At 40.3% G+C, this 20,032-nt stretch carries 24 protein-coding genes; 10 read left to right on the forward strand and 14 right to left on the reverse strand.

The features are described from left to right. Positions 1 to 195: 195 nt before the first annotated feature. Positions 196 to 1,536 carry an SH3 domain-containing protein gene (locus NST66_RS16695; RefSeq protein WP_221817660.1) on the reverse strand — a complete coding sequence of 447 codons (1,341 nt, stop codon included), beginning with the start codon at positions 1,534 to 1,536 and terminating at the stop codon, positions 196 to 198. Positions 1,537 to 1,883: 347 nt separating this feature from the next. Between NST66_RS16695 and NST66_RS16700 the strand changes: the two genes are divergently transcribed. From NST66_RS16700 to NST66_RS16710, 3 genes are all read left to right on the forward strand, one after another. After that, a complete protein-coding gene (locus NST66_RS16700) occupies positions 1,884 to 3,095 on the forward strand; it encodes an AGE family epimerase/isomerase (protein ID WP_310877647.1) in 1,212 nt (403 codons plus the stop codon). Between the two features lie 128 nt (positions 3,096 to 3,223). Further along, positions 3,224 to 3,529, forward strand: a complete 306-nt coding sequence (locus NST66_RS16705; protein ID WP_243494952.1) for a hypothetical protein — start codon at positions 3,224 to 3,226, stop codon at positions 3,527 to 3,529. 17 nt (positions 3,530 to 3,546) lie between these two features. Then, positions 3,547 to 3,849: a hypothetical protein gene (locus NST66_RS16710; RefSeq protein WP_205689803.1), complete on the forward strand. Its 303-nt coding sequence runs from the start codon at positions 3,547 to 3,549 to the stop codon at positions 3,847 to 3,849. Between the two features lie 199 nt (positions 3,850 to 4,048). On the opposite strand, the gene NST66_RS16715 is transcribed toward NST66_RS16710, so the two are convergent. Beyond that, entirely contained in the window at positions 4,049 to 4,990 is a 942-nt protein-coding gene (locus NST66_RS16715) for a magnesium transporter CorA family protein (RefSeq protein WP_243494953.1), read from the reverse strand. 165 nt (positions 4,991 to 5,155) lie between these two features. Here NST66_RS16715 and NST66_RS16720 point away from each other — a divergent pair, with 165 nt between their 5' ends. Beyond that, the gene (locus NST66_RS16720; RefSeq protein WP_099331198.1) at positions 5,156 to 6,013 is read left to right on the forward strand and encodes an STAS domain-containing protein; all 858 of its coding nucleotides are present in this window, start codon (positions 5,156 to 5,158) and stop codon (positions 6,011 to 6,013) included. A gap of 42 nt (positions 6,014 to 6,055) precedes the next feature. Here the strand turns inward: NST66_RS16720 and NST66_RS16725 are convergent, their stop codons facing one another. Then, the gene (locus NST66_RS16725; RefSeq protein WP_243494954.1) at positions 6,056 to 6,280 is read right to left on the reverse strand and encodes a hypothetical protein; all 225 of its coding nucleotides are present in this window, start codon (positions 6,278 to 6,280) and stop codon (positions 6,056 to 6,058) included. A 32-nt stretch (positions 6,281 to 6,312) separates the two neighbouring features. After that, positions 6,313 to 7,182, reverse strand: a complete 870-nt coding sequence (locus NST66_RS16730; RefSeq protein WP_028414695.1) for an SDR family oxidoreductase — start codon at positions 7,180 to 7,182, stop codon at positions 6,313 to 6,315. Positions 7,183 to 7,404: 222 nt separating this feature from the next. On the opposite strand from NST66_RS16730, the gene NST66_RS16735 reads away from it, so the two are divergent. Together NST66_RS16735 and NST66_RS16740 are read left to right on the forward strand one after the other, a co-directional pair. Then, positions 7,405 to 7,743, forward strand: a complete 339-nt coding sequence (locus tag NST66_RS16735) for a general stress protein (protein ID WP_243494955.1) — start codon at positions 7,405 to 7,407, stop codon at positions 7,741 to 7,743. A gap of 81 nt (positions 7,744 to 7,824) precedes the next feature. Beyond that, on the forward strand, positions 7,825 to 7,980 hold the full coding sequence (locus NST66_RS16740; protein WP_141483553.1) for an intracellular growth attenuator family protein: 156 nt from the start codon (positions 7,825 to 7,827) through the stop codon (positions 7,978 to 7,980). A gap of 22 nt (positions 7,981 to 8,002) precedes the next feature. Here the strand turns inward: NST66_RS16740 and NST66_RS16745 are convergent, their stop codons facing one another. The 5 genes from NST66_RS16745 to NST66_RS16770 form a co-directional block, all read right to left on the reverse strand. Further along, complete coding sequence (locus tag NST66_RS16745) at positions 8,003 to 9,658, reverse strand: M14 family metallopeptidase (RefSeq protein ID WP_243494956.1); 1,656 nt, start codon at positions 9,656 to 9,658, stop codon at positions 8,003 to 8,005. Positions 9,659 to 10,238: 580 nt separating this feature from the next. Further along, complete coding sequence (locus NST66_RS16755; RefSeq protein ID WP_155009934.1) at positions 10,239 to 10,823, reverse strand: hypothetical protein; 585 nt, start codon at positions 10,821 to 10,823, stop codon at positions 10,239 to 10,241. Between the two features lie 156 nt (positions 10,824 to 10,979). Next, complete coding sequence (locus tag NST66_RS16760; protein WP_049165773.1) at positions 10,980 to 12,059, reverse strand: DNA alkylation repair protein; 1,080 nt, start codon at positions 12,057 to 12,059, stop codon at positions 10,980 to 10,982. Between the two features lie 2 nt (positions 12,060 to 12,061). Further along, the gene (locus NST66_RS16765) at positions 12,062 to 12,544 is read right to left on the reverse strand and encodes a GNAT family N-acetyltransferase (RefSeq protein WP_047750316.1); all 483 of its coding nucleotides are present in this window, start codon (positions 12,542 to 12,544) and stop codon (positions 12,062 to 12,064) included. Positions 12,545 to 12,625: 81 nt separating this feature from the next. Continuing rightward, positions 12,626 to 13,111, reverse strand: a complete 486-nt coding sequence (locus NST66_RS16770) for a hypothetical protein (RefSeq protein ID WP_047750315.1) — start codon at positions 13,109 to 13,111, stop codon at positions 12,626 to 12,628. A 160-nt stretch (positions 13,112 to 13,271) separates the two neighbouring features. Here NST66_RS16770 and NST66_RS16775 point away from each other — a divergent pair, with 160 nt between their 5' ends. Together NST66_RS16775 and NST66_RS16780 are read left to right on the forward strand one after the other, a co-directional pair. Then, on the forward strand, positions 13,272 to 14,402 hold the full coding sequence (locus NST66_RS16775) for a GerAB/ArcD/ProY family transporter (RefSeq protein ID WP_028414702.1): 1,131 nt from the start codon (positions 13,272 to 13,274) through the stop codon (positions 14,400 to 14,402). Positions 14,403 to 14,476: 74 nt separating this feature from the next. Continuing rightward, entirely contained in the window at positions 14,477 to 14,947 is a 471-nt protein-coding gene (locus NST66_RS16780) for a hypothetical protein (protein WP_028414703.1), read from the forward strand. A 44-nt stretch (positions 14,948 to 14,991) separates the two neighbouring features. Here NST66_RS16780 and NST66_RS16785 read toward each other — a convergent pair whose 3' ends face one another. The 3 genes from NST66_RS16785 to NST66_RS16795 form a co-directional block, all read right to left on the reverse strand. After that, the gene (locus NST66_RS16785) at positions 14,992 to 15,687 is read right to left on the reverse strand and encodes a FadR/GntR family transcriptional regulator (RefSeq protein WP_013058211.1); all 696 of its coding nucleotides are present in this window, start codon (positions 15,685 to 15,687) and stop codon (positions 14,992 to 14,994) included. Positions 15,688 to 15,912: 225 nt separating this feature from the next. After that, entirely contained in the window at positions 15,913 to 16,542 is a 630-nt protein-coding gene (locus NST66_RS16790) for a CPBP family intramembrane glutamic endopeptidase (RefSeq protein ID WP_155007807.1), read from the reverse strand. A gap of 104 nt (positions 16,543 to 16,646) precedes the next feature. Next, on the reverse strand, positions 16,647 to 17,576 hold the full coding sequence (locus tag NST66_RS16795) for a hypothetical protein (RefSeq protein ID WP_182030348.1): 930 nt from the start codon (positions 17,574 to 17,576) through the stop codon (positions 16,647 to 16,649). A gap of 115 nt (positions 17,577 to 17,691) precedes the next feature. Between NST66_RS16795 and NST66_RS16800 the strand changes: the two genes are divergently transcribed. Both NST66_RS16800 and NST66_RS16805 read left to right on the forward strand, forming a co-directional pair. Continuing rightward, positions 17,692 to 18,192, forward strand: a complete 501-nt coding sequence (locus tag NST66_RS16800; protein ID WP_028414706.1) for a GNAT family N-acetyltransferase — start codon at positions 17,692 to 17,694, stop codon at positions 18,190 to 18,192. Positions 18,193 to 18,265: 73 nt separating this feature from the next. Further along, complete coding sequence (locus NST66_RS16805; protein WP_340843551.1) at positions 18,266 to 18,955, forward strand: YoaK family protein; 690 nt, start codon at positions 18,266 to 18,268, stop codon at positions 18,953 to 18,955. 16 nt (positions 18,956 to 18,971) lie between these two features. Here the strand turns inward: NST66_RS16805 and NST66_RS16810 are convergent, their stop codons facing one another. Further along, positions 18,972 to 19,202 carry a hypothetical protein gene (locus NST66_RS16810; protein ID WP_340843552.1) on the reverse strand — a complete coding sequence of 77 codons (231 nt, stop codon included), beginning with the start codon at positions 19,200 to 19,202 and terminating at the stop codon, positions 18,972 to 18,974. A 52-nt stretch (positions 19,203 to 19,254) separates the two neighbouring features. Continuing rightward, on the reverse strand, positions 19,255 to 20,013 hold the full coding sequence (locus tag NST66_RS16815; protein ID WP_014458988.1) for a DeoR/GlpR family DNA-binding transcription regulator: 759 nt from the start codon (positions 20,011 to 20,013) through the stop codon (positions 19,255 to 19,257). Positions 20,014 to 20,032: the final 19 nt, after the last annotated feature.

The following is a 20,032-nucleotide window of genomic DNA, read 5'->3' on the forward strand; positions in this document are numbered from 1 at the left end:
TCCTTCACAAGAAAGGTAAACATGATGAACAAAAATAAAAGAGATTGAGGCATAACAAACCACTAGAAGCACCTACATACATGAAAGCTATCTTTACCACAACAATAAAAAGATCCGAACGCGTTTGATTCTAAATCAAACGCGTTCGGATCTTCCGTCAACTAAGCTACTTTTATTCCAGCCTCTTTTTTAAACCTACTTAATTCCGTAATATTCTTCAAGCGTAATGCCTTTACTCTTAATCGCCTGCGCCACTGGTTTGCCTACATAGCGTAAATGCCACGGCTCATATTTATAGCCGGTTACCGCGTCTTTCCCTTTTGGATAACGAATAATAAATCCATATTCGGCTGCGTGGGCATCGAGCCAAGCTGCTTCTTTTGTTCCGCCAAAGCAGTCTTGAGCAGCACATGTGCCGTCTCCTTTTGTTACATCAATTCCAAGACCCGTTTCATGTTCACTCGTGCCTGGCAAGGCGCTATAAGTTGCCGCTTTATCATAACCGTCTCGTTGAACATACGAACTAAAAAGCGCGCTTTGCGTTGCATGTGAACGGTAAGCTGATACGCCAAGAAGCGTAACGCCTTGTTTTTTCGCACCTGCAAATAACTGTGCAATAGCAGCGGCTGCTTCACTGCGCATTTTTTTCTTTTCCGTTTGTTCTTTGAATGTAAACGGAATCGTTGTATATACTAAATCTTTCGGAACGTAGTTTTCCGGAAGCTTGTTTTGTTTATTCACAACAACTTGTATACTTTCAGGGTTCGAAACCACTTTCATCCCAGCTAATGCTCGTACGTATTGACCGCTTACATAGCCAACCTTCCCTTGATACGTAATTTTCAGCCAGCCGTTTGCTGCTTTACCCGTGACGTCGAGCTGTGTGCCGGCTTTCAGTGTTGCGATAACCGCACCAGAAGTTGAAGCAGTTGTTCGAACATTTAAATTCGCCGTTGCCACATAGACAGAAGCCTCCGGAGCTGGAGCTGGAGCTGGAGCCGGTTCAGAAGAACCCGTTGATTCTTTTACGTACTGCGTGCTCACGTAACCCGTTTTCCCTTGATAGCTTACTTTTAGCCAGCCGTTCGCTGCTTGTGCTGTCGACGTTAGCTGCGTGCCTTGTTTGACCGTTACAACAATCGCGCTTGACGTCGATGGAGCGCTTCGAATATTTAAATTTGCCGTTGTTACATAAGTTTTGGTCGTTGAACTCGCTGACTTTTTAACATACTCACTGCTTACGTAGCCCGTTTTCCCTTGATAGCTTACTTTAAGCCAGCCGCTTGCTGCTTGTCCAACTACCGTTAGCTGTGTGCCTTGTTTAACTGTCGCAATAATCGCGTTGGACGTCGATGGACCGCTTCGAATATTTAAATTCGCCGTGGTTGTATAGGTTTCCGCTGCTGCGCTTGCGACAGTTGGCTCACCCGTAAAATGTAAGGAATGAAGACCTAGAGTTCCAGCTCCTACAAGTGTAAAAGCAAGACCTGTTACCGCTAATTTTTTGTAAAATCTTTGCTTGTTCACTTCTGTCATTTTTTATACCTCATTTGCAAAATATAATAGAAATACATGTTGCCAGTTTAATAGATTAAGTGAAAACAGGATCCGATGTTTAAGCTCAACCTTAAACTAGCCACACTAAATAAAATCATTTGACGTCTAGAGGCTCTGTACATTTGTTCGTTCCAGCTAGCACGTACTTTTAGAATACCGGATAATCGTGTCAAAAGTATATCAAAATATTTCAAACTTGTTTCCAAACTGATACATTTTCAACAAAAATAGAATAATAGAGCAAAAACAGCAAAAAAACCCTTACGTTTACTCCCAATGGCTTAGGGTAAAAAACAATTAAAAACAAAGATTGAGATGGTGATAAAATGAACACGGCAACGGATTTTTCCTCAACTGCGTTTCGAAAACCCCACACATTAAAACAGCATATTTTTGATACGCTTCATTTCTACTACCCAGCTTGTATTGACCAAAAAAACGGCGGGTATATCCATGAATACTACGACGACGGCACCGTCAACAACACGCATTCAAAGCACTTGGTAAGTACGGCGCGCTTTATTTATATCTTCAGTGTAGGGGCTCTTTTAGACGGACAGGATTGGTGCAAAGAAGCAGCTCAGCATGGCATTCGTTTTCTACAAAACAACCATTATGATAGAGAGCACGGCGGGTATTTTTTTGAAATAGCCGATGACGGAAAAGTCAAAGATGATTCTAAACAAGCATACGGCCACGCTTTTGCTCTTTTAGCTTCTTCCATCGCGTATCAAGCCGGTATTCAAGAAGCAAAAGAAACAATTGAACAGGTCTATGACGTGATGGAAAAGTACTTTTGGGAAGATGCGCACGGCTTTTACCGAGACGAATGGGACGCATCGTGGTCAGCTTCTTCTTTGTACCGCGGCCAAAATGCAAATATGCATATGTGTGAAGCGATGCTTTCTGCCTTTGAAGCAACAAGAGATAAAAAATACGTAGACCGAGCGTACACGCTTGCAAAAGGTGTTACTCAGCAGCTTGCTGAACGATCTGGCGGCATGATTTGGGAGCATTATGATACAGACTGGCAGCCGGATTGGGACTACAATAAAAACAATACAAAAGATGAATTTCGTCCGTACGGCTTTATACCAGGACATCAGTTTGAATGGAGCAAGCTGCTTTTATGGCTTGATCGGCACCGTTCGGAAAACTGGATGACAGAACGTGCAAAGTATTTGTTTGATAAGGGCTGGAACCGAGGCTGGGATGCTAAGTACGGAGGTCTTTACTTTGCGCTGTCTCCTCAAGAAGAGGTCATTGACCCCGATAAAAACTACTGGGTGATGGCCGAAGCCATTTCTGCGGCTTCACTGCTCGGGGTAAAAACCGGAGACAGCGGATATTGGAAAGCATACGACGCCCTGTTCTCCTACTGTCAGAAACACTTTATCGATCACACATATGGAGGCTGGTATCAGCTGTTAAATCAGCAAAACGAACGCTACAGCTCGAAAAAAAGCCCGGCTCCTAAAGCCGATTATCACCCTGTGGCAGCTTGCTATCAAACGCTGATAGCACTGAATTCTCTCTAAGATAACAATCATAAAGAAACCGTTTTCTTCCAAATGCGTTTATTTTGTTTATTTAAGGGAATTTACTTACTAACAATCAATGTTTCTACATTTCAGCAAAAGCACGACTATATATATAAGGAGTGAAGATGATGTATTTTTACGCGTTAGCACAAGGAACAGATTCTGGAGATCCAGTAACACTGCATCATGAGAAAAAATTTTCAAAAAAAGAATTTTTAGAGATGTTTAATGAAGCGTTAGATGAGCTTGATACGCATCCAGCTCCAAGCGAGGTCGGCGAATACCTTTGCCGTGCATACGGATTTCAAGAAATTGAAATCGAGACGGGTGTTGTCTGCTACTGCGCTCCTTTTAGAAAGCTAGACGACTCGGATATTATAGAAGACCGCACGTACATGGACGCCACGACAGGAACATTAAAATACAACTAATCAAAAAGAAAGGTTGGATGCGTGTGAAGACCGTACAGAACATTTATCGAACGAGTGAAGCTGTACCAGAATCGGGCGCTTACATTTGTGCGGAAGGTGAAATTAAACTCTTTCAAAAAGATGATCTTTTTACACCTTGCCCGCACACACGTGAATCAACGACGTGGAAGCCCGTAGATGACGCCTTTTCAACCGGAGAAGTGGTTCCGCAAACTGGGCGCTATACCGACGAAAACGGCAATCAAGTAAAGCTAAAAGAAAACGATTTATTCCCAAGATGCCTTCGTTCAGGTGAGCCTACGACGTGGAGGCGAGGATAACAAACAACAAAGAGGCTGAGATTTAGCCCAAGTGAAAAACGAACCACTCATTAATATATTTGATGAGTGGTTCGTTTTTTTGTGATGGTGAATATAGTTTGATCTGTTTTGTTCCTTCTAGCAGTCCAGCTCATGTATCTCATTTGTTCGTCTTTAGGTTGGATTCATTTAGTTATGTCTCAACCTCTTTTATTAAAGCTTATTTAAAAAATGAGTTCTTTTTTCTTCCTTTTAAAAGATCGCCCGTCCACCCTTTCATTCGTAAATAGAGATAAATGGCAATGGTCGAAAGCACAATTAAAATGAGTGCATAGATATATCCAAACTTCAAATCAAGCTCCGGCATCCCTTTAAAGTTCATTCCCCAAAGGGCTCCAAAAGCGGTTAAAGGCGTACTAATTGCTGTTAAAAGCGTTAAAGCTTTCATAATCTCATTTCCTCTGTGAGTAGACACAACTTCTTCTAATTTAATTAACGCGTCAAATTCTTTTTGATATTGTTCAATCAGCGTGAGGCCAATTTCTATTTTTTTACACATTCGCTGATATTGAATCGTTTGGTTAATTTTTTTATGAAACGCTTCTTCTATTCCCATGGTAACTTCTCGAACAGAACTGATTAAATTTGTCCATATAAGCAGGTCATAGCGCGCTTTATGAATGTCATCTAACACGTCGATGTTATTATTATGGCGCACTTCCCACAGAAGCTCTCTGAAATGACTTTCAAACTGATCAAACCCATTTAAGTGTTTTTTCATAATTTCGCCTAAAAGAATAAAAAAACTTTCCGCCGTGTTAGCAGCCTGCTTCATGCGTTCAATCATTCGTTCGTGATTGGTGTTCTCAAGGATTTTCAAATCGATTCCTGCCGTTATAATAAATTCCTCAGTAATATAAAAATGAAACGAATCGTAATTTTTTTGATCAAACGACTTCTTATGATAAATCAGTGAACCATAAATGAGCTCACTTTCTCCTATTACATCTACTTGAATATGATTAGAATTTTTCTTTTGAAGCTGCTGGCAAAACCATTCATCTCTTGGATACTGATAGTCTTTGATTATATCAGCTATTCCATCGGCTTCTTCTAAATCAAACTGATACCATTTCCACTGATCGCTCGTCACGGTATTCATACTTTCCCTCTTTCCCCTTTTATTAAAATTTTTCCCTATATACAATCACTTAAAACCTCACACGCAAAATAAACATACATTTCATATCCATCTTTATAGAAAAGATGCTATAATAAATACGTTGCGCACCTGCGCATGTTTTATCAGTTTGAGAGGAGAATAACAGTGAAGAAAGATATCGCTTTACGTTCTTATCTGCTAGAAAGCGCACCAGCTATGACGGAAGAATGGTATGAATCTTTGGATAAAACATCTTCTGAAGGCGTATATACCTCTAATGATCCTGACGTCATTCAACGCTTAAAAGCGCAAAACTATGAATTTCATTTATATATTAGCAACGTCTTTATAGAAGATGAAAAAAGCTTTTTTGACTCTTTTAACACGTGGCTAAATAAAGTTGCCAAAGACCAACAGCATCTCAGAACCCCCATTCAAAGTATTATTAAAGAATTTATGAACGTCCGCAAACAATACTGTGAGTATATTCGCCGATTTGCAGAACTTCATGATGACATCACTCAGCAGCATATCGATATGTGGAATGAAAAAGTAGTACGGGTATTTGATATTATTATTTTGAAATTCATCACAGAAGCGCAGGAATATGCCTCAAACCGCCTTCGCTCTCAGCAGGAAATGATTCATGAATTAAGTTCACCTGTTATTGTGATTAAAAAAGACGTGGCTCTTTTACCGTTAGTCGGAGATATTGATACGGCAAGGGCCAGAATGATCCTAGAAAGCACGTTAAAACAGTGTGCCGAGAAGCAAATCTCTCATTTGTATATTGATTTGTCAGGAGTGGTGATGATCGATACAATGGTCGCGCATGAGCTGTTTCAGCTGATAAATGCGCTTGATTTAATTGGCGTTAAATCGATTTTATCGGGCATTCGTCCTGAATTAGCCACTACTGCGATGCAGCTTGGTTTAAGTTTTGACCATATACGAATTAAATCGAATCTTGCTCAGGCATTAGAAGATGATTCAAAAATTGTCATTGCTTCTAATGCTCATTAATATAGAAACACAGATAAAAAAACAGCCCGAGAAGGCTGTTTTTTATTTTCGATAATGGATGTTTTCAGAACCCGATTCATCTTTTGTTTTTGTTTTATTTTTCTCTTCTTTTTGTTCAAGTCTTATATCTTCCATTGGCATAGGATCCACCGTTTCTTCTTCTTTAAAACGTTCAAACAACGTTTCGTCTTGATCTGTTACACGCTGCTCCGTTTCATCTCGTTTTTTTGGTGTATTTGAAATAGATCTTTTCTGGCGCTCTCCCATCGTTTTCTCCTCCTTTATAATAGGTGAAGCAATTATGTGTTCATGAAATCTCCGCCGTTGACATGAAGCGTTTGACCCGTCATATAAGATGAATCATTTGAAGCTAGCAGCACATAGCAGCCTACGTGCTCCACAGGATGCCCAGGTCTTCCCATAGGCGTATCTGTACCGAATTCTCCTACTTTATCACTTGAGAAAGTAGACGGGATAAGCGGTGTCCAGATTGGTCCCGGCGCTACGCCGTTCACACGAATACCGTCTTTGACAAGCGCTTGCGCCATACTGCGCGTAAAGCCGTTAATTGCACCTTTTGTCGCCGTATAATCGATCAGCTGAGGATTCCCGCGGTAAGGATTAATGGACGTTGTATTAATGATCGCACTGCCTTTTCCTAAATAATCAAGCGCTTTTTTCGTAAAATAAAAGTATGAATAAAAGTTCGTTTTGAACGTTCGTTCAAGCTGTTCACTCGTAATTTCTTTAATGCTTTCTTTTGGATGCTGCTCTCCTGCATTGTTCACAAGGATATCTAGCTTTCCAAGCTCACTCACCGTTTTTTCTACCGCTTCGTTACAGAATGATTCGTCTCCTACGTCTCCTGCAATCAGCAAGCATCTTACACCTTCTTCTTCAATGCGGGCTTTTGTTTCCTCGGCGTCGCTATGTTCGTTTAAGTAAACGATGGCTACGTCCGCTCCTTCTTTCGCATAAGCAATGGATACAGCTCGTCCAATTCCGCTGTCTCCCCCGGTAACCAGCGCTACTTTTCCTTTTAATTTTCCTGTACCAATGTAATTGTCATCCTCATAAATAGGGAGAGGATTCATCTCACTTTCGATACCCGGCTGGCGGTCTTGCGTTTGCTCGGGCTGGCCTTGTGTTTGTTGATCTTGTAAATTCATTTTAATCTCCTCCTATTTTTGATGGAACTTTTTAGTATAGTCTAGGTTTAGCCTTCTGTTTTGAAGTTCAAACATCTTTTTTTGAAAATTTATGATGTTTCTATTCTCTTTTACTATCTGAGAAAATTGATAGAAAACAAGTTTAAAGTTGGAAACAAAGGCTACATGATGAGTAGAAGATGTATTTCGGAAATATCTTTTATCAGGAGGTTTGGTTCGTGTATGAAACACATTCAAGTAGCAGAAAACCAAGAGGAGGCAGTCTGCGTCATCCGTTCTTTTTTAAAGAAAGGATTTACAAGCAAAGAGATTTATCTGCTGGCCTACGATAAAGAATGGGCTCAGCATTTAACGGAGGCAACACATACAAAAAAGTACAGAATGGCAGAGCAAGGTATTTTTGAAACGGCGGTCAATATGCTTCTTTCAAGAGAAGATGAGCTTCTTTCAAAGATGGCTTCACTCGGCTTATCTAACAGGGAGGCAAACCGGTATATAGAAGAGATGAGACAAGGTCATGTCGTGGTTGTGGGCGCACGGAGTCAATCCATTCCCTACTAAAACAGCTGAAACGTTTTCTATTAGCTTATAAGGGTATTTAGTAAAATAAACCATTTTTTATCAAGAAAGGAAGTTATGATAATGTTAAACTACTTGGGCATTCAGATAGGCTCTCTTTACTTTCCTACTAGTATTCTTCTTATTACACTTCTTGTATTAGCCGGCTTTTTTATTTATTTCTTTTCTAGAAGAAGAAAAAACCGACAGCAGTCACGTGATCATAATGAAAAAGCGTGAAGCCAAGCTCCACGCTTTTTCATTATTTACGGGATTCTTTTTGCAAAGGCGATTTTTCAATGGAACGTGTAAACCGGTAAACATCAAGTTCTTGTCCTACTTCTGAAGGCAAATAACCAAACGTTGTGAAGCTGTCCACAGATTCTGGCTCAAGCGATAGAGACAATAAATTGTTTTGCGGCTGAGACGTTAAAAAGACGTAGCTTCCTTTTGGGAACGTCACCGTTTTTGACTTGACGATTGTTTGCACGTCCACATTTGGTTTATTTTCATAGACTTCATTTTCAATGCGGCTGCTGACATTATACGCTTCTACTGAAAGAGCCGTTTCTTTCGTTAACTTGAAGCCTTTTACGCCTTGTCCCTGCAGTTTTTCTGCTAACTCTTCATGTCCCGGTTTTAAAAGGTAAGCAGTCGGACGTTCGCGGACAAGCGTCGGCGTTGCTTTCTTTGCACTGTAGTACGTCACAGGAATTTCTTTAACAGACGCGCTTTCTACATCGACCATTTCTAACGTCGAGTTTGGTATTTTTTTATTTTCACTGTTCACCACAATTGGATCATGATCATTTGCATTTTTGCCTTTTTTGACAAGCGCCGCTTTTTCTTTGGCAATCAGCGCTTTAATTTGTTTGGCGTGATTGGCTGTTTGTGTAATCAGCTTTTCTTGTGTAGCAATTTGCGCACTCACTCGCCGCGGAAAATCTTCTCGGCCAATGCCGATTCCTCTGCTTTCGACTAAAAATGAAAACGATGGATACAAGCCTAGTGAGTTTCGGCCGATTCGCGGTTCAACTGAGCCTTCTTCTACTTCCAGCTTCCCTTGTTTATTCACTTGAGACGTATAGTATACTTCTCCTGAATAGCCTTGCTTTTCAATGGCTGTAAGCGTACTGTTCACAAACAGCTCATCCGACACGTCGCGAATGTTCTGCGGAATATTTAAGTTTCGACCGGACTGCAGTAAAATATCGTGATACTTCCACACGCCTTCTTTACCGATATTTTTAAATCCGCTGCTGTAAGGCGTATATTCATGAGCGTCGATGACGACTTCTGGTGAAAAACGGTTAAATTCAGCTCGTACGCTCTGTACTTCCGGGCTTTCAAGCTTTATGTAGTCGCGGTTTCCGTCTAAATTATTTGCTAGCTGACGTTTAAATGCATAAGATCCGTCAGGATTAATGCGTGGCACAATGACAATGTTGACTTTATTTAACACATCTTTTCCAAAGTCTTGTGTCAAACGCGTTGCAACGGCGAGTACGGATTCACCGCTTGCCGGTTCATTACCATGAATTTGACTTTGAAGCCAAATCGTTGGCTTTTTAGATGTCTTTCCATCAGCAAACTTCTTTTCCTTCGAAAAATATAGAGCTGGAATGTCTCGCCCTTGCTGTGATTTACCGATAATCTTCAGCTTTACGTACGGACTTTTATGAGCAAGCGTTTGAACATAGCTCATCATTTCTTCTTGAGTCGTAAATGCGTCTTGCCCTTTCAGAAATGCCGGCGTTGCTTCATTCACCTTTATTTCCGGATAAAGCGCTCTAATTTTTTCCGGCTGACTGTAGTCTTTTCCGTAATAAGGCACCTCAGCTTGTACCGCAAGCGGCGACAGCAATAATCCAATTGACAAAATCGCCGGCACGGCCGTTCGTTTTACAGTTTTTTTCATTCATTTACTCCTCCCCATCCCCTTGATTAGACATTTTAAATTTTTAAAATATTTAAAATGTTACATAAGTAATTATACCGTTTAAGGAAATAACTTCAAGATAAGGGAGCTGAACCTTTTTGACTATTTTTAATGTATCAAATGAGTGCATTTATATAAAAAAGGATTGAGACATAGCAGAATCAATTCAATCTGAAGACAAATAATCTGGATTAACAATTCGGACTTCTTGTTCAACCGCAGTTGATTTCCATGCAAGGCTTCGCTTTCCGCGGGCGGGCGCTGAGCCTCCTCGTCGCTTGCGCTCCTGCGGGGTCTCACCAGTCCCGCTTTTTCCGCAGGAGTCTTCGCCTTACCCTCCAATCAACTGCTAGAAAGAATGAAACACATGAAATATACGTTCAACCTAACAAAACAACGAACCACTAATCAAACATGTTGATCAATGGTTCATTTTTCCCTTCGGCTAAAATACATTTGGTCCAGCCTCTCTTTTATGTATGAACTGCTATAAACTTTAGTCCTTCATTGAGCCCCCACTGTCCGTAATTTAGCTGCACATACTCCATGCAGCTATTGATCATTTCTTTACAGATTCTAACGTCTCTAAATCATATCGACCAATTTCTTTGTTATTTCTTGTAATGACGAGCTTTCCCTGTCTCGCCACCTTTTGGAGGTTTTTTAATTTCTGATCGGACGGAGCGAGAGGCATTTCTTTGTTTTTAACAGTCGCACCCAAATCGTAGTGCACATCGACTTTTCCTTTTTTCATATAGTTAAACTCTTCAATTCCCATACCTGTACCGAACTGCTCATGCCCTTCATCAAATACATTAACGCCTACTGTATTGATAGATGCTTTCTTTAAATCTTCATTCGGTATAATTTTAGCTTCTATTTCGTCTTTATCATTTTGATAGAATTTACGCTTGCCTTGCTGCTTCATTTTAAACTCGTAATACAGCGCTTTTGGTTTTACATCGACCATTTTTCCTTTGCTATCTTGTATACCAACTTTTCCAATTAAATTGGCATCATCTGTTATCTTGACTTTCACTTTTTGAATGCTATAGCCGCTCTCTTCTTTGCTAGCAGAGTTTGAGCACGCTACCAATGACATTGCCAAAAAAGCACTCAATGTGCCCACCATAAATTTCTTCACTTTATCACTCCCTAAGGATTAATATACCATAAAAGGAATTTAAATGGATGTTTCTCAGTCGATTTTGTAAATAAGTAAAGAGGCAGCAACCTATTGATTTAAGTTTCCTTATCAACTCTATAGAAACATAAAAAAACTCTCTCCATAAGGAAAGAGCTACTCTATCACAAAGTCCGCTTCTGCTTTTACCACTCCGTTTACAATAACAGAAAGCGTATGCGTACCGCTGTAATGTTTTCTTGTACTTAAATCTTTAAATGCATGCTTTTTTGTGACGGTAAGCGTTTGGCCGGCTTTTGCTTGAACATTTTTTAGCATAAACACTTTTTGAGTGCGGTTTCCTTTTGCTTTTACGTAATGAATTCCATACTCTATGCGAAGCGGCATGGTTTTTTCCACGGATAGCTCAAATGAAAAGTCAATGCTATCACCGATTGTAATCGTATGTGGATGTAAGCCAAGACCTGTGACAATTACGCCTGGGTCATCTCCATAGCCAAAAAGAGACAGAGCTTCAGAATCTCCTTTTTTCAGCAGTGAACGGCACGCGTGTTTAACAATCCAGTCGGTTTTAGCATCTTTTCCGTACCAGCTTTTCATCACATCAAGCATCCAATCTTTTTCTATGTACGAAATATCGTTTAAATGATTGGCTACGCTTTTGCGGACATAGAGCGATTCATCGCGTTTTAACTGCTCTAAAATCGGCAGCGTTTGTTTTGGATCCTGCTTTAACGCAGGTACTGATTGTCCCCACGGAAGTCTAGGTCGGCTCCCTTCGCTTGCTAATCTGCGAATATGATGGTTTTCATCTCCTGCCCACTCAATCATTTGCTGGAGCATTCGTTTTTGATCTTGAATTAAAAATGGACGCACCGCAAATTCTGATGTGGAAAACGGCGTAAAAAACGCGAGTGCTTTTATGGAAGCTTCCCAATCGTTTAATCCGTATAGTTCCACGTAATCTGGAAAAACCGTGCCTTGAAGCCCTCCTACCGTTGGAGCCGCTTTATATAAAATATGAAGCGCTTCTTCATAATCATCTGGCAGCACTTCATGCATGGAAAACGTAATTCTTCTCATGCGCTCTTTCAGCGCTAAGTCTTCCCAGTCCTGTTGAAAAACCAGCTCATGAAACGCTTTTTGATCAAATGAGCTCATTTCACGTGAAAAAGTGTCGCTTAAGTGCGTAATCAACTCTTCATTAAATACGCTTTTACGTAACTCTTCAGCCATACCTATCCCTCTTTTCCAGGCAGTATTTTATTTTCTTTTGAATAAAGCGCCCGCTCGTACATGCCCTTTTTAAAAATTTGCATAAACAGCTGTTTGTTTTTGACTTCTTTGAATCCGTACTGACTGTACAAACCGTGAGCATCTTTTGTCGCTAGTAAAATTTTTCGTACGTGTTGAATCGGCTGATAGCGAATCATTTCTTGTACCAATGCTTTTCCAAGGCCGTTGCCTCGCGCGTGCGGAAGAATAAACACATCCGCAAAATAAGCAAACGTCGCAAAATCTGAAATAATCCGTCCAAACCCTACTTGTTTATCGCACTCATCATACACGCCAAAGCAAACGGAGTGTTCAATAGACGTTTGAACAAGGTGAAGCGGAATTCCTTTTGCCCAGTACGATTCATGATGAAGGTACGAGTAGATAACATCTATATCAAGCTTTTCTTTATCTGTATGTATGGTAAACTGATGATTTTCTTTCATGCTGTATCCTCCTTGCTTCTCTATCATAGCACAAATGTTCGCCATAGAAAAAAGCCTTTTATAGAGAAAAGGCTTTTTTCGTTAGTATGATATTTTTTTAGAAACGGAAGGATTTTTTCGATAGCGTCTTCCGACTAAGTAAATAAGCGGACTGCCAATAATCGTCGGCAAAAACCAATAAAAAAGAGGCGGAAGCATATTTAACAGCGGAATACTGTCTCCAATATTCACAAGCAGCGCGGTAACCGCTCCGATATAAGACCCCAGCATCCCGCGAATATGATGCTGAAGCCAGCTCTTCCATTTTTGCTTGCGTGCTAAGTACCCGTATACCGCTAATCCGTATGAAAACACCGCAATATAAAATAAATAGGCAATTTCATTCCATTTCCAAATCGCTAACATGATAGCTGTAGCGGCTAGGGCTGCGTAAACACCGTGGTACACTTCTCCCCATTTGGTATGCCCTCCTTTTTTCTTAGCCGCTAGCATGGACACCGCTCCTGAAAGCAAACAAATCATTCCGAGTCCAATATGGATACTCAATATAACTTCAAATAAATCCAATACGCTCTCTCCTTTTACGTACTTCTCTCTTATATCTTCGGCTAGCGCACTTAGTTTTTAACAAAATATCCCTTTTTCCTTTCCAACTCTTTACTTACATGATGCATATGCTTCACGTTAAAAAGCGCATACTAGCTGTAGAAAAGGAGGCGGATAGGCAGTGGAAAAAGCTCGAATTAGCGGATGGCAGCTGTTTGTGTTAATTACGCTCTTTGAGATTGGCAGCGCCTTTTTAGTCGGCTTAGCAATGGATGCTAAGCAAGATGCTTGGATTGCTATTTTAGTTGGTATGATCAGCAGCTATGCACTTATTTTTATGTATTATCGCTTGCACCGCTATTATCCGGATTTAGCCCTGACGGAGTATATCGAAAAAATTATTGGAAAAGTGCCGGGACGCATACTTGCTTTTCTTTACATATTATATTTTGCGAATGGAGCCGCGCGGGTGCTGCGCGATTTTGGCGCGATGCTTCTTACGTTCGTCTATCCCGATACGCCGCTTTTTATAGTGAACGCTTTACTGATGCTCGGAATTATCTATACCGTTCGCCAAGGAATTGAAGTAATGGCACGTTCGGCGGAACTGCTGTTTTTCTTCATTTACGTACTCGCCGTTGCTGGCTTTATTCTTATCTTTGTTTCCGGCCTCATTGATTTTACAAGCCTGCGGCCGATTCTTGAAAAAGGCATCGCTCCGGTGCTTCGCGTTGCCTACAGCCAAACGCTTTATTTTCCTTTTGGTGAAGTGATTGTATTTGCAATGATTTTCCCGTATACAAAAAATGTGAAAAAGACCGCTCTGATTGTATTCAGCGCAATCACATTAAACGGTATTAATCTTATGATCACAATGATCGTGAATATAGGTGTGCTGGGCGTTACCTTAACATCGAGGTCTGCTTTTCCGCTTTTAAGCACCGTTCAAAGCATTCAATTTGCAGGGTTTTTAGAGCGGCTTGATGTATTTTTCATGGTGGCTTTAATCACTGGCGGCTTCTTTAAAATCGGTCTGTTTTTCTACGCCACCGTGCTGGGCCTTTCTCACGTGTTTGAGCTTAAAAACCCGTCACCGCTTGTATTTCCAATCGGCTTGGTCATTTTGTTTTATTCATTGTCTCTTGCTCAAAACTATTTCGAACATGTCTATGAAGGTTTAAAAATTATTCCGTTCACTTTACATCTTCCGTTTCAAATTGTCATTCCTGCTTTTTTACTCGTGATCGCCTTTTTAAGAAATCGAAAAAAAGTACAGTCCGTCACTGTGAAAAAGACCGCAGAAAATTCGTAGTATGTCCATTTCTCTATTGGATTTAATCTCCTAAAATTATACAATATAGTCAAGAAGCCAAAAGGAGAACCAATATGATTGGATTAATTCTTTCTATTTTAGTATTTAACGTTCTTGCTTTTAAAACAAACAAGCGCTTCACAGCAAATCAAATTGTACACATTTGGATGTTCACCATTGCTGCTCAGCACATCTTTGACGTCTTTATTAATTTCAAATTTCACGGCTACTGGTATTTTACACAAGAGACGGACTGGCAAGGTATTTTTGCTTATACTGTTCTCATTCCGCCTGTAAACATGCTTTTTCTTACCTACTATCCCCTTGCCGGGAAACTCACAAAAAAAGCCGCCTATATTTTATTTTGGTCGGTTGCTGTTTTACTTTATGAAGTAGTGGCTCTTCTCCCTGCTCCTTGGGGTTATTTTCACTACGGATGGTGGACGTGGTGGTATTCGCTCCTCTTAAATCCACTGTTGTTTTGGATGGTGGTGCAGTATTACCGGTGGGTGTGTAAGTTGGAGAGGAATTCTAAAACAATATAAGTAAGCAATAAAAAACGACAACCACTCCGGCTGTCGTTTTTTTATTATTGAGATACCATTACTTTTTGGCGAACGTGCTCTAAGTGATCACGAACCGCTTCTGCTGCTTCTTCTGGCTCTCCATTTTTAATCGCTTCAAAAATGCGTTCATGGTCAGCATCCGTTTGCTTGCGATTTTCTTTTTGGCTTTTATTTAACGAATAAGCAAGCGCTTTTCGATATAAATGCCCTAAATCTTCTACGGCATGAAGAAGGAATGAATTATGAGCTGCTTTCACGATATCATGGTGAAAACGATAGTCTGCTTCATGTCCAATTTCTTCACTGTTATGAACCGTCTTTTTAAATGCTTCTAACGATTCTTTAATTTCAATCAGTTCTTCATCTGTGCGGCGCAGCGCGGCTAAGCTTGCTGCCTGCGACTCAATGATAATACGCATTTCAATTAATTCAAGAACCTGATCTGCTTCAACCATTTCAAACGTCATTGGATCAAGCATCCCCACTAAGTTTACACGCTTTACGTAGCTTCCTCCGCCTTGTCTTGATTCAATCAATCCACTGGCAGAAAGAACGCTTAGCGCTTCACGAATTGGTGCGCGGCTCACTCCAAACATTTTTGACAGTTCATGTTCCGACGGTAAACGAGACTCTGGCGGGAACGTTTTCTCTTTAATCATCTTCTTTAATTGATCAAGCACTTGACTAGATACTTTTTTACGCTCAATAGGTACAAACATACTTCTATTCCTCCTCCAAGTAATTATCTCTCTCTCTTTTTTTAGTGTTCATCGGACCCAGATTAACTATGTGTATTCCGATTTATGTAAACGCTTCAATCTTTGTATTACAAGTATACATTATTTCAATTCAAATGTGTTGATAAAATTTTACTATTATTGTTATTATACCATGAAAACAAGTTATAAATGAATAACGATTCATGGTTTTTTGATATAATACCACTATCTTACATATAATCCGTATACAATCATAATCGCCGCATCCGCTAACGCATGACTGATGATGGCCCCTTTGATACCATATCGCTCTCTTATATACGCCCACATCATACCTGCTGAAAAGACGCCTATTACCGAGATCATATTAAACGGAAATACGAAAACAGGAAGGATAATGAATACGTGATAAAGCGTATAAAAGCTTGATGTAACAGCGCTTGAAGCAAGTACAGAAACATGCTTTTTCACTTTATTTTGTATATACACCCGCCAATACATTTCTTCTAAAACAGGATTAATAAAAATCAAAACGACGGCTAAAACGATAACTTTCCACCCGCTAAATCCCCATATTTGCAAAACCGCTTGCATATCTTTCACATGAAAGATTTTACCAGAAAAAAGCAGGCTGCTTCCAATTATCGCAGCGGCACATAGAATTCCGCTGAGAGTTCCCACATACAGAGATTTCTTTGTAAGCGCTACCTTAAAGTTAATTTTATTATTCGCATATAAAATCATAAACATCCAGCCGTAAAAGCAAACAAATGTTACCAACACATTTTGGATAAGCCACAAACCGAAAAAAACAAAGATTGTAGGCATGAACAGCAAAAACAAAAATTTTATCACGTTTATGGCGCACCTTCTTTAAAAGCCGCTTTTCTTTTACCAAGTAAACCTTTCGTCTTCAAAAGGTTTACTATCTTTTATCTTATAAAAGTCCAGTGGTATTTTCAATTATTTTTTAATTCTTGCTCCAGCTCGCGAAGACTTTCTGCCAGCTTTTTCTTTTCTTCTTCAAAGTGAGCATCGTCTTTAAAAGCTGAAGCCAAAGGCGCTGCCTCTTCATTTTCTCTTAGCCAATCCGGCGTCAATTCTCTGCGAACGACACGCTTTTTATTGACGTAGGAAATCGGCTTGTCAGTCTGTTGACTCGCTAGCGCTCGCTGTGATGTTACATAATGCTTATGAAAAAGATGCTGTTTGATATAAGCAAACGCTCGAATGGTATCACCACTGTATTTAGGCTCGTAGTGATCGAATGCTTCATGCAGTCCTGATAGCGCCGTTTCTAGTGGTATTTCGCTTTTTGCGACTTCGTACATATGCTTCAAGTCATTCGCTGAAGGATACACCCCTCGGTTTCTTCTAGCAATAAAAGCAGCTTCTAACGTTTGGACGTAAGCGTCATGCGCGTCTTCTTCTTTTTTTATTTGAGTTGTATTTTCTGCTGTAGTCTCTGTTAATGACGCCTTCACTGTGACCGGCTCCGCTGCTTCAATTTGACTAGCCCTTTCTGTCAAATTGACATCTTCGAGCTCTTCAAATTCATCGCTTGGCATAAGCTTTTCTAATTGCTCATAATCAATTCTATACCAAACCGTATTATTAAATTTAGAGCGGTTGTATTTTCCTTTTATAATTAACCCTTCTTTTTCAAGCTTTGAAATGATGCGTTGAATCGTTGAAAGCGACCAAAACGGAAACTGCTGCAGCCACTGCTGATTGGTATTGTATACCCACGTATATCCGTCCTGCACGTTTACGCTTTTTTCAAGCCAGTAGTGAAGCTGCTGAAGAAACAGCGCTCCGTTCACTCCTACTTTGACTGCAAGCGCCGGCAGTACAAGTAACGGCTGATCTTTTAATAATAATTTACTCATTACGTCATCTCCTTTGTTATGTAAAATAGCTACTATATATATACAAAGAAAACGGAAAAACGGGGATACCACCTTTAAATTTATGTTAAAATATAGAAAAAAACGAGGTGAGCAGATGATACGTCAAGGGAGAATTGGTGATGAAGCGGGCATTGCCCACGTACATGTAGAAAGCTGGAAATCGACTTATAAAGGACTTGTTCCGGATTCTTTTTTACATTCGTTGAACGCTGAAAAGCGAAAAGCCGTCTGGAAAAAGCAGCTGGAATCAAATTCTGTTTTCGTTGCAGAAGAAAACGGTCAAATCGTAGGCTTTGCTTCTTATGGTAAAGAAAGAACCAACAAGCATCCTTCCTATACCGGAGAACTGTATGCCATGTATTTACTCACAGAGCATCAGCGAAAAGGAATTGGCAAAGCGCTTATGCATAAAATAGCGCAAGAGCTTGTAGACCGTGATATACATACGATGCTCACATGGGCTTTTGAACAAAACGGCGCCTGTCAATTTTATGAAGCGCTTGGCGGAAAAAGAATCGATCGCGCCGACGTTATCATTGATGGTACATCTCTATCTGAAGTGGCTTTTGGGTGGGACACACTTGAAAATTTGTAGGACAACTCTCTGGACAGATTTTTTTCTTCACGGTAAACTGTTTAGTTGGTATAAAAAGAAAGGATGACTTACCGTGACGAATTCTACTTATCGAAACATTATTTTGCTCGTTCTTTGCGTAACAGCAGGTATCGTCGATGTGATTGGCTACTTAAGCCTTGGCCATATCTTTACTGCAAATATGACGGGAAACATCGTGCTGCTTGGGTTAGCAATCGGAAACTCGCTTGAAACAACTGTTTTTCATTCCCTCACAGCTTTAGGAGGTTTTATTGTAGGAGTTGTAGGAGCTGCAATCCTAGTTGGAAACAAAGAAAAAACGTTTTGGCCTAAAGCCGTAACGATTGCCCTTGGAATAGAAGGATTGATTTTACTTGTTTTTGCACTTTTATCTTCGTTTTCTCCTTCTTTACACTTAACTTACTTATTTATTTTCTTATTAAGCTCAGCAATGGGTCTTCAAACAACGGCCGCTCGAAAGCTTGGCGTAGCCGGAATTTCTACAACTGTATTAACAGGGACGCTTGCTAACTTCTTTGAAGACGTAACGGCACGTTTTCGCAGCCCTCGCTACCGCAAAACGTTTAACACCGATGCGATTCTTCGCGCGCTGTCTCTTGTGCTTTACTGCTTTGGCGCTGTTATCGCCGCACTTGCAGAGCCAGCTTATAAATTTGAAATTATTTGGCTGCCAATTGTGATTCTATTAGCCATTATCATTTTTGTCAGCACGAAGTTTCGTACTGATTCAGAAAACAAATAATAATAAAAAACCCGTTTCAATAAAGAAACGGGTCTTTTATTTTCCGGATAGTGCCCCCTAACACGCCAAAAATAATGGCGACCACAGGTCCTACAATAAATAGTCCAATTAAAATCGATCGTATAGCTTCCCATAGAAACCATAAAGGGCCTTGCTTAGACTCTGCTTTTTCCACTCTTTTCTCTAGGTGTTCAACTCTTTGCTGAAGCTTCGCTAATTCCTGCGTAACATCTATTTGTTCGCTCATCGCTCAAGCTCCTTTTTACTCTACATTACCATATACTTCCTTACCAAAACTACTATTTATTTGTGATCACTTCAATGCCGATTTCGCGATAAGCATTTAACACGGTTTCGTTCACATGTTCTTCTGTAATGAGCCAATCTAGTGAGTTGGCTGAGCTGAACGTGTACGTTGAAGACGTATTGAGTTTTTTAGCTGTTACAATAGCCGCTACTTCACTCGCGCTTTTTATCATTTGACTTTTGATGTGCATTTCTTCAAGCAAAGGAATGCTCATACCGATTTTAGGATCGATTGCGTATACGCCTAAAAAACAAAGATCCGCTCGAATTTGTTTAAGCGTATCAACCACGCTTTGTCCTACCGTGACCATCGATTCTTTTCGAAACGTTCCTCCAAGAGAAACAACTTCTACAAAGTCATGTTCCGCTAGTGCAACGGTAATTAACGGACTGTTTGTAATAACCGTAACGTTTAAATTCTTTGGAAAAGCTTTGACGAGCTGAATATTTGTTGTACTTCCGTCCATCAGCAGCACCTGCCCGTCTTTAATTAACGGAAGCGCCGCAACGGCAAGTGAATGCTTAACATCCATCAATTCACGTTTACGCTCTTTGTAATCAACCGCAGACGTGGAACGCGGAAGCGCTCCTCCGTGTACGCGCTGCAGCAGACCAAGCGCATCCATTTCCCGGAGGTCTCTGCGGATTGTATCTTCTGAAACGTTCAGCGTTTGGCTAAGAGTCGTAGCTACAATGCGCCCTTCTTTTTCAAGCAAATTCATAATTTGTTTGCGTCTTTCTTGTTTTAACATTGCTTGTTCACCTGTTTTC

This window comes from Priestia sp. FSL W8-0524, from assembly GCF_038005965.1.
In the GTDB taxonomy this organism is placed as follows: Bacteria; Bacillota; Bacilli; order Bacillales; family Bacillaceae_H; genus Priestia; species Priestia zanthoxyli.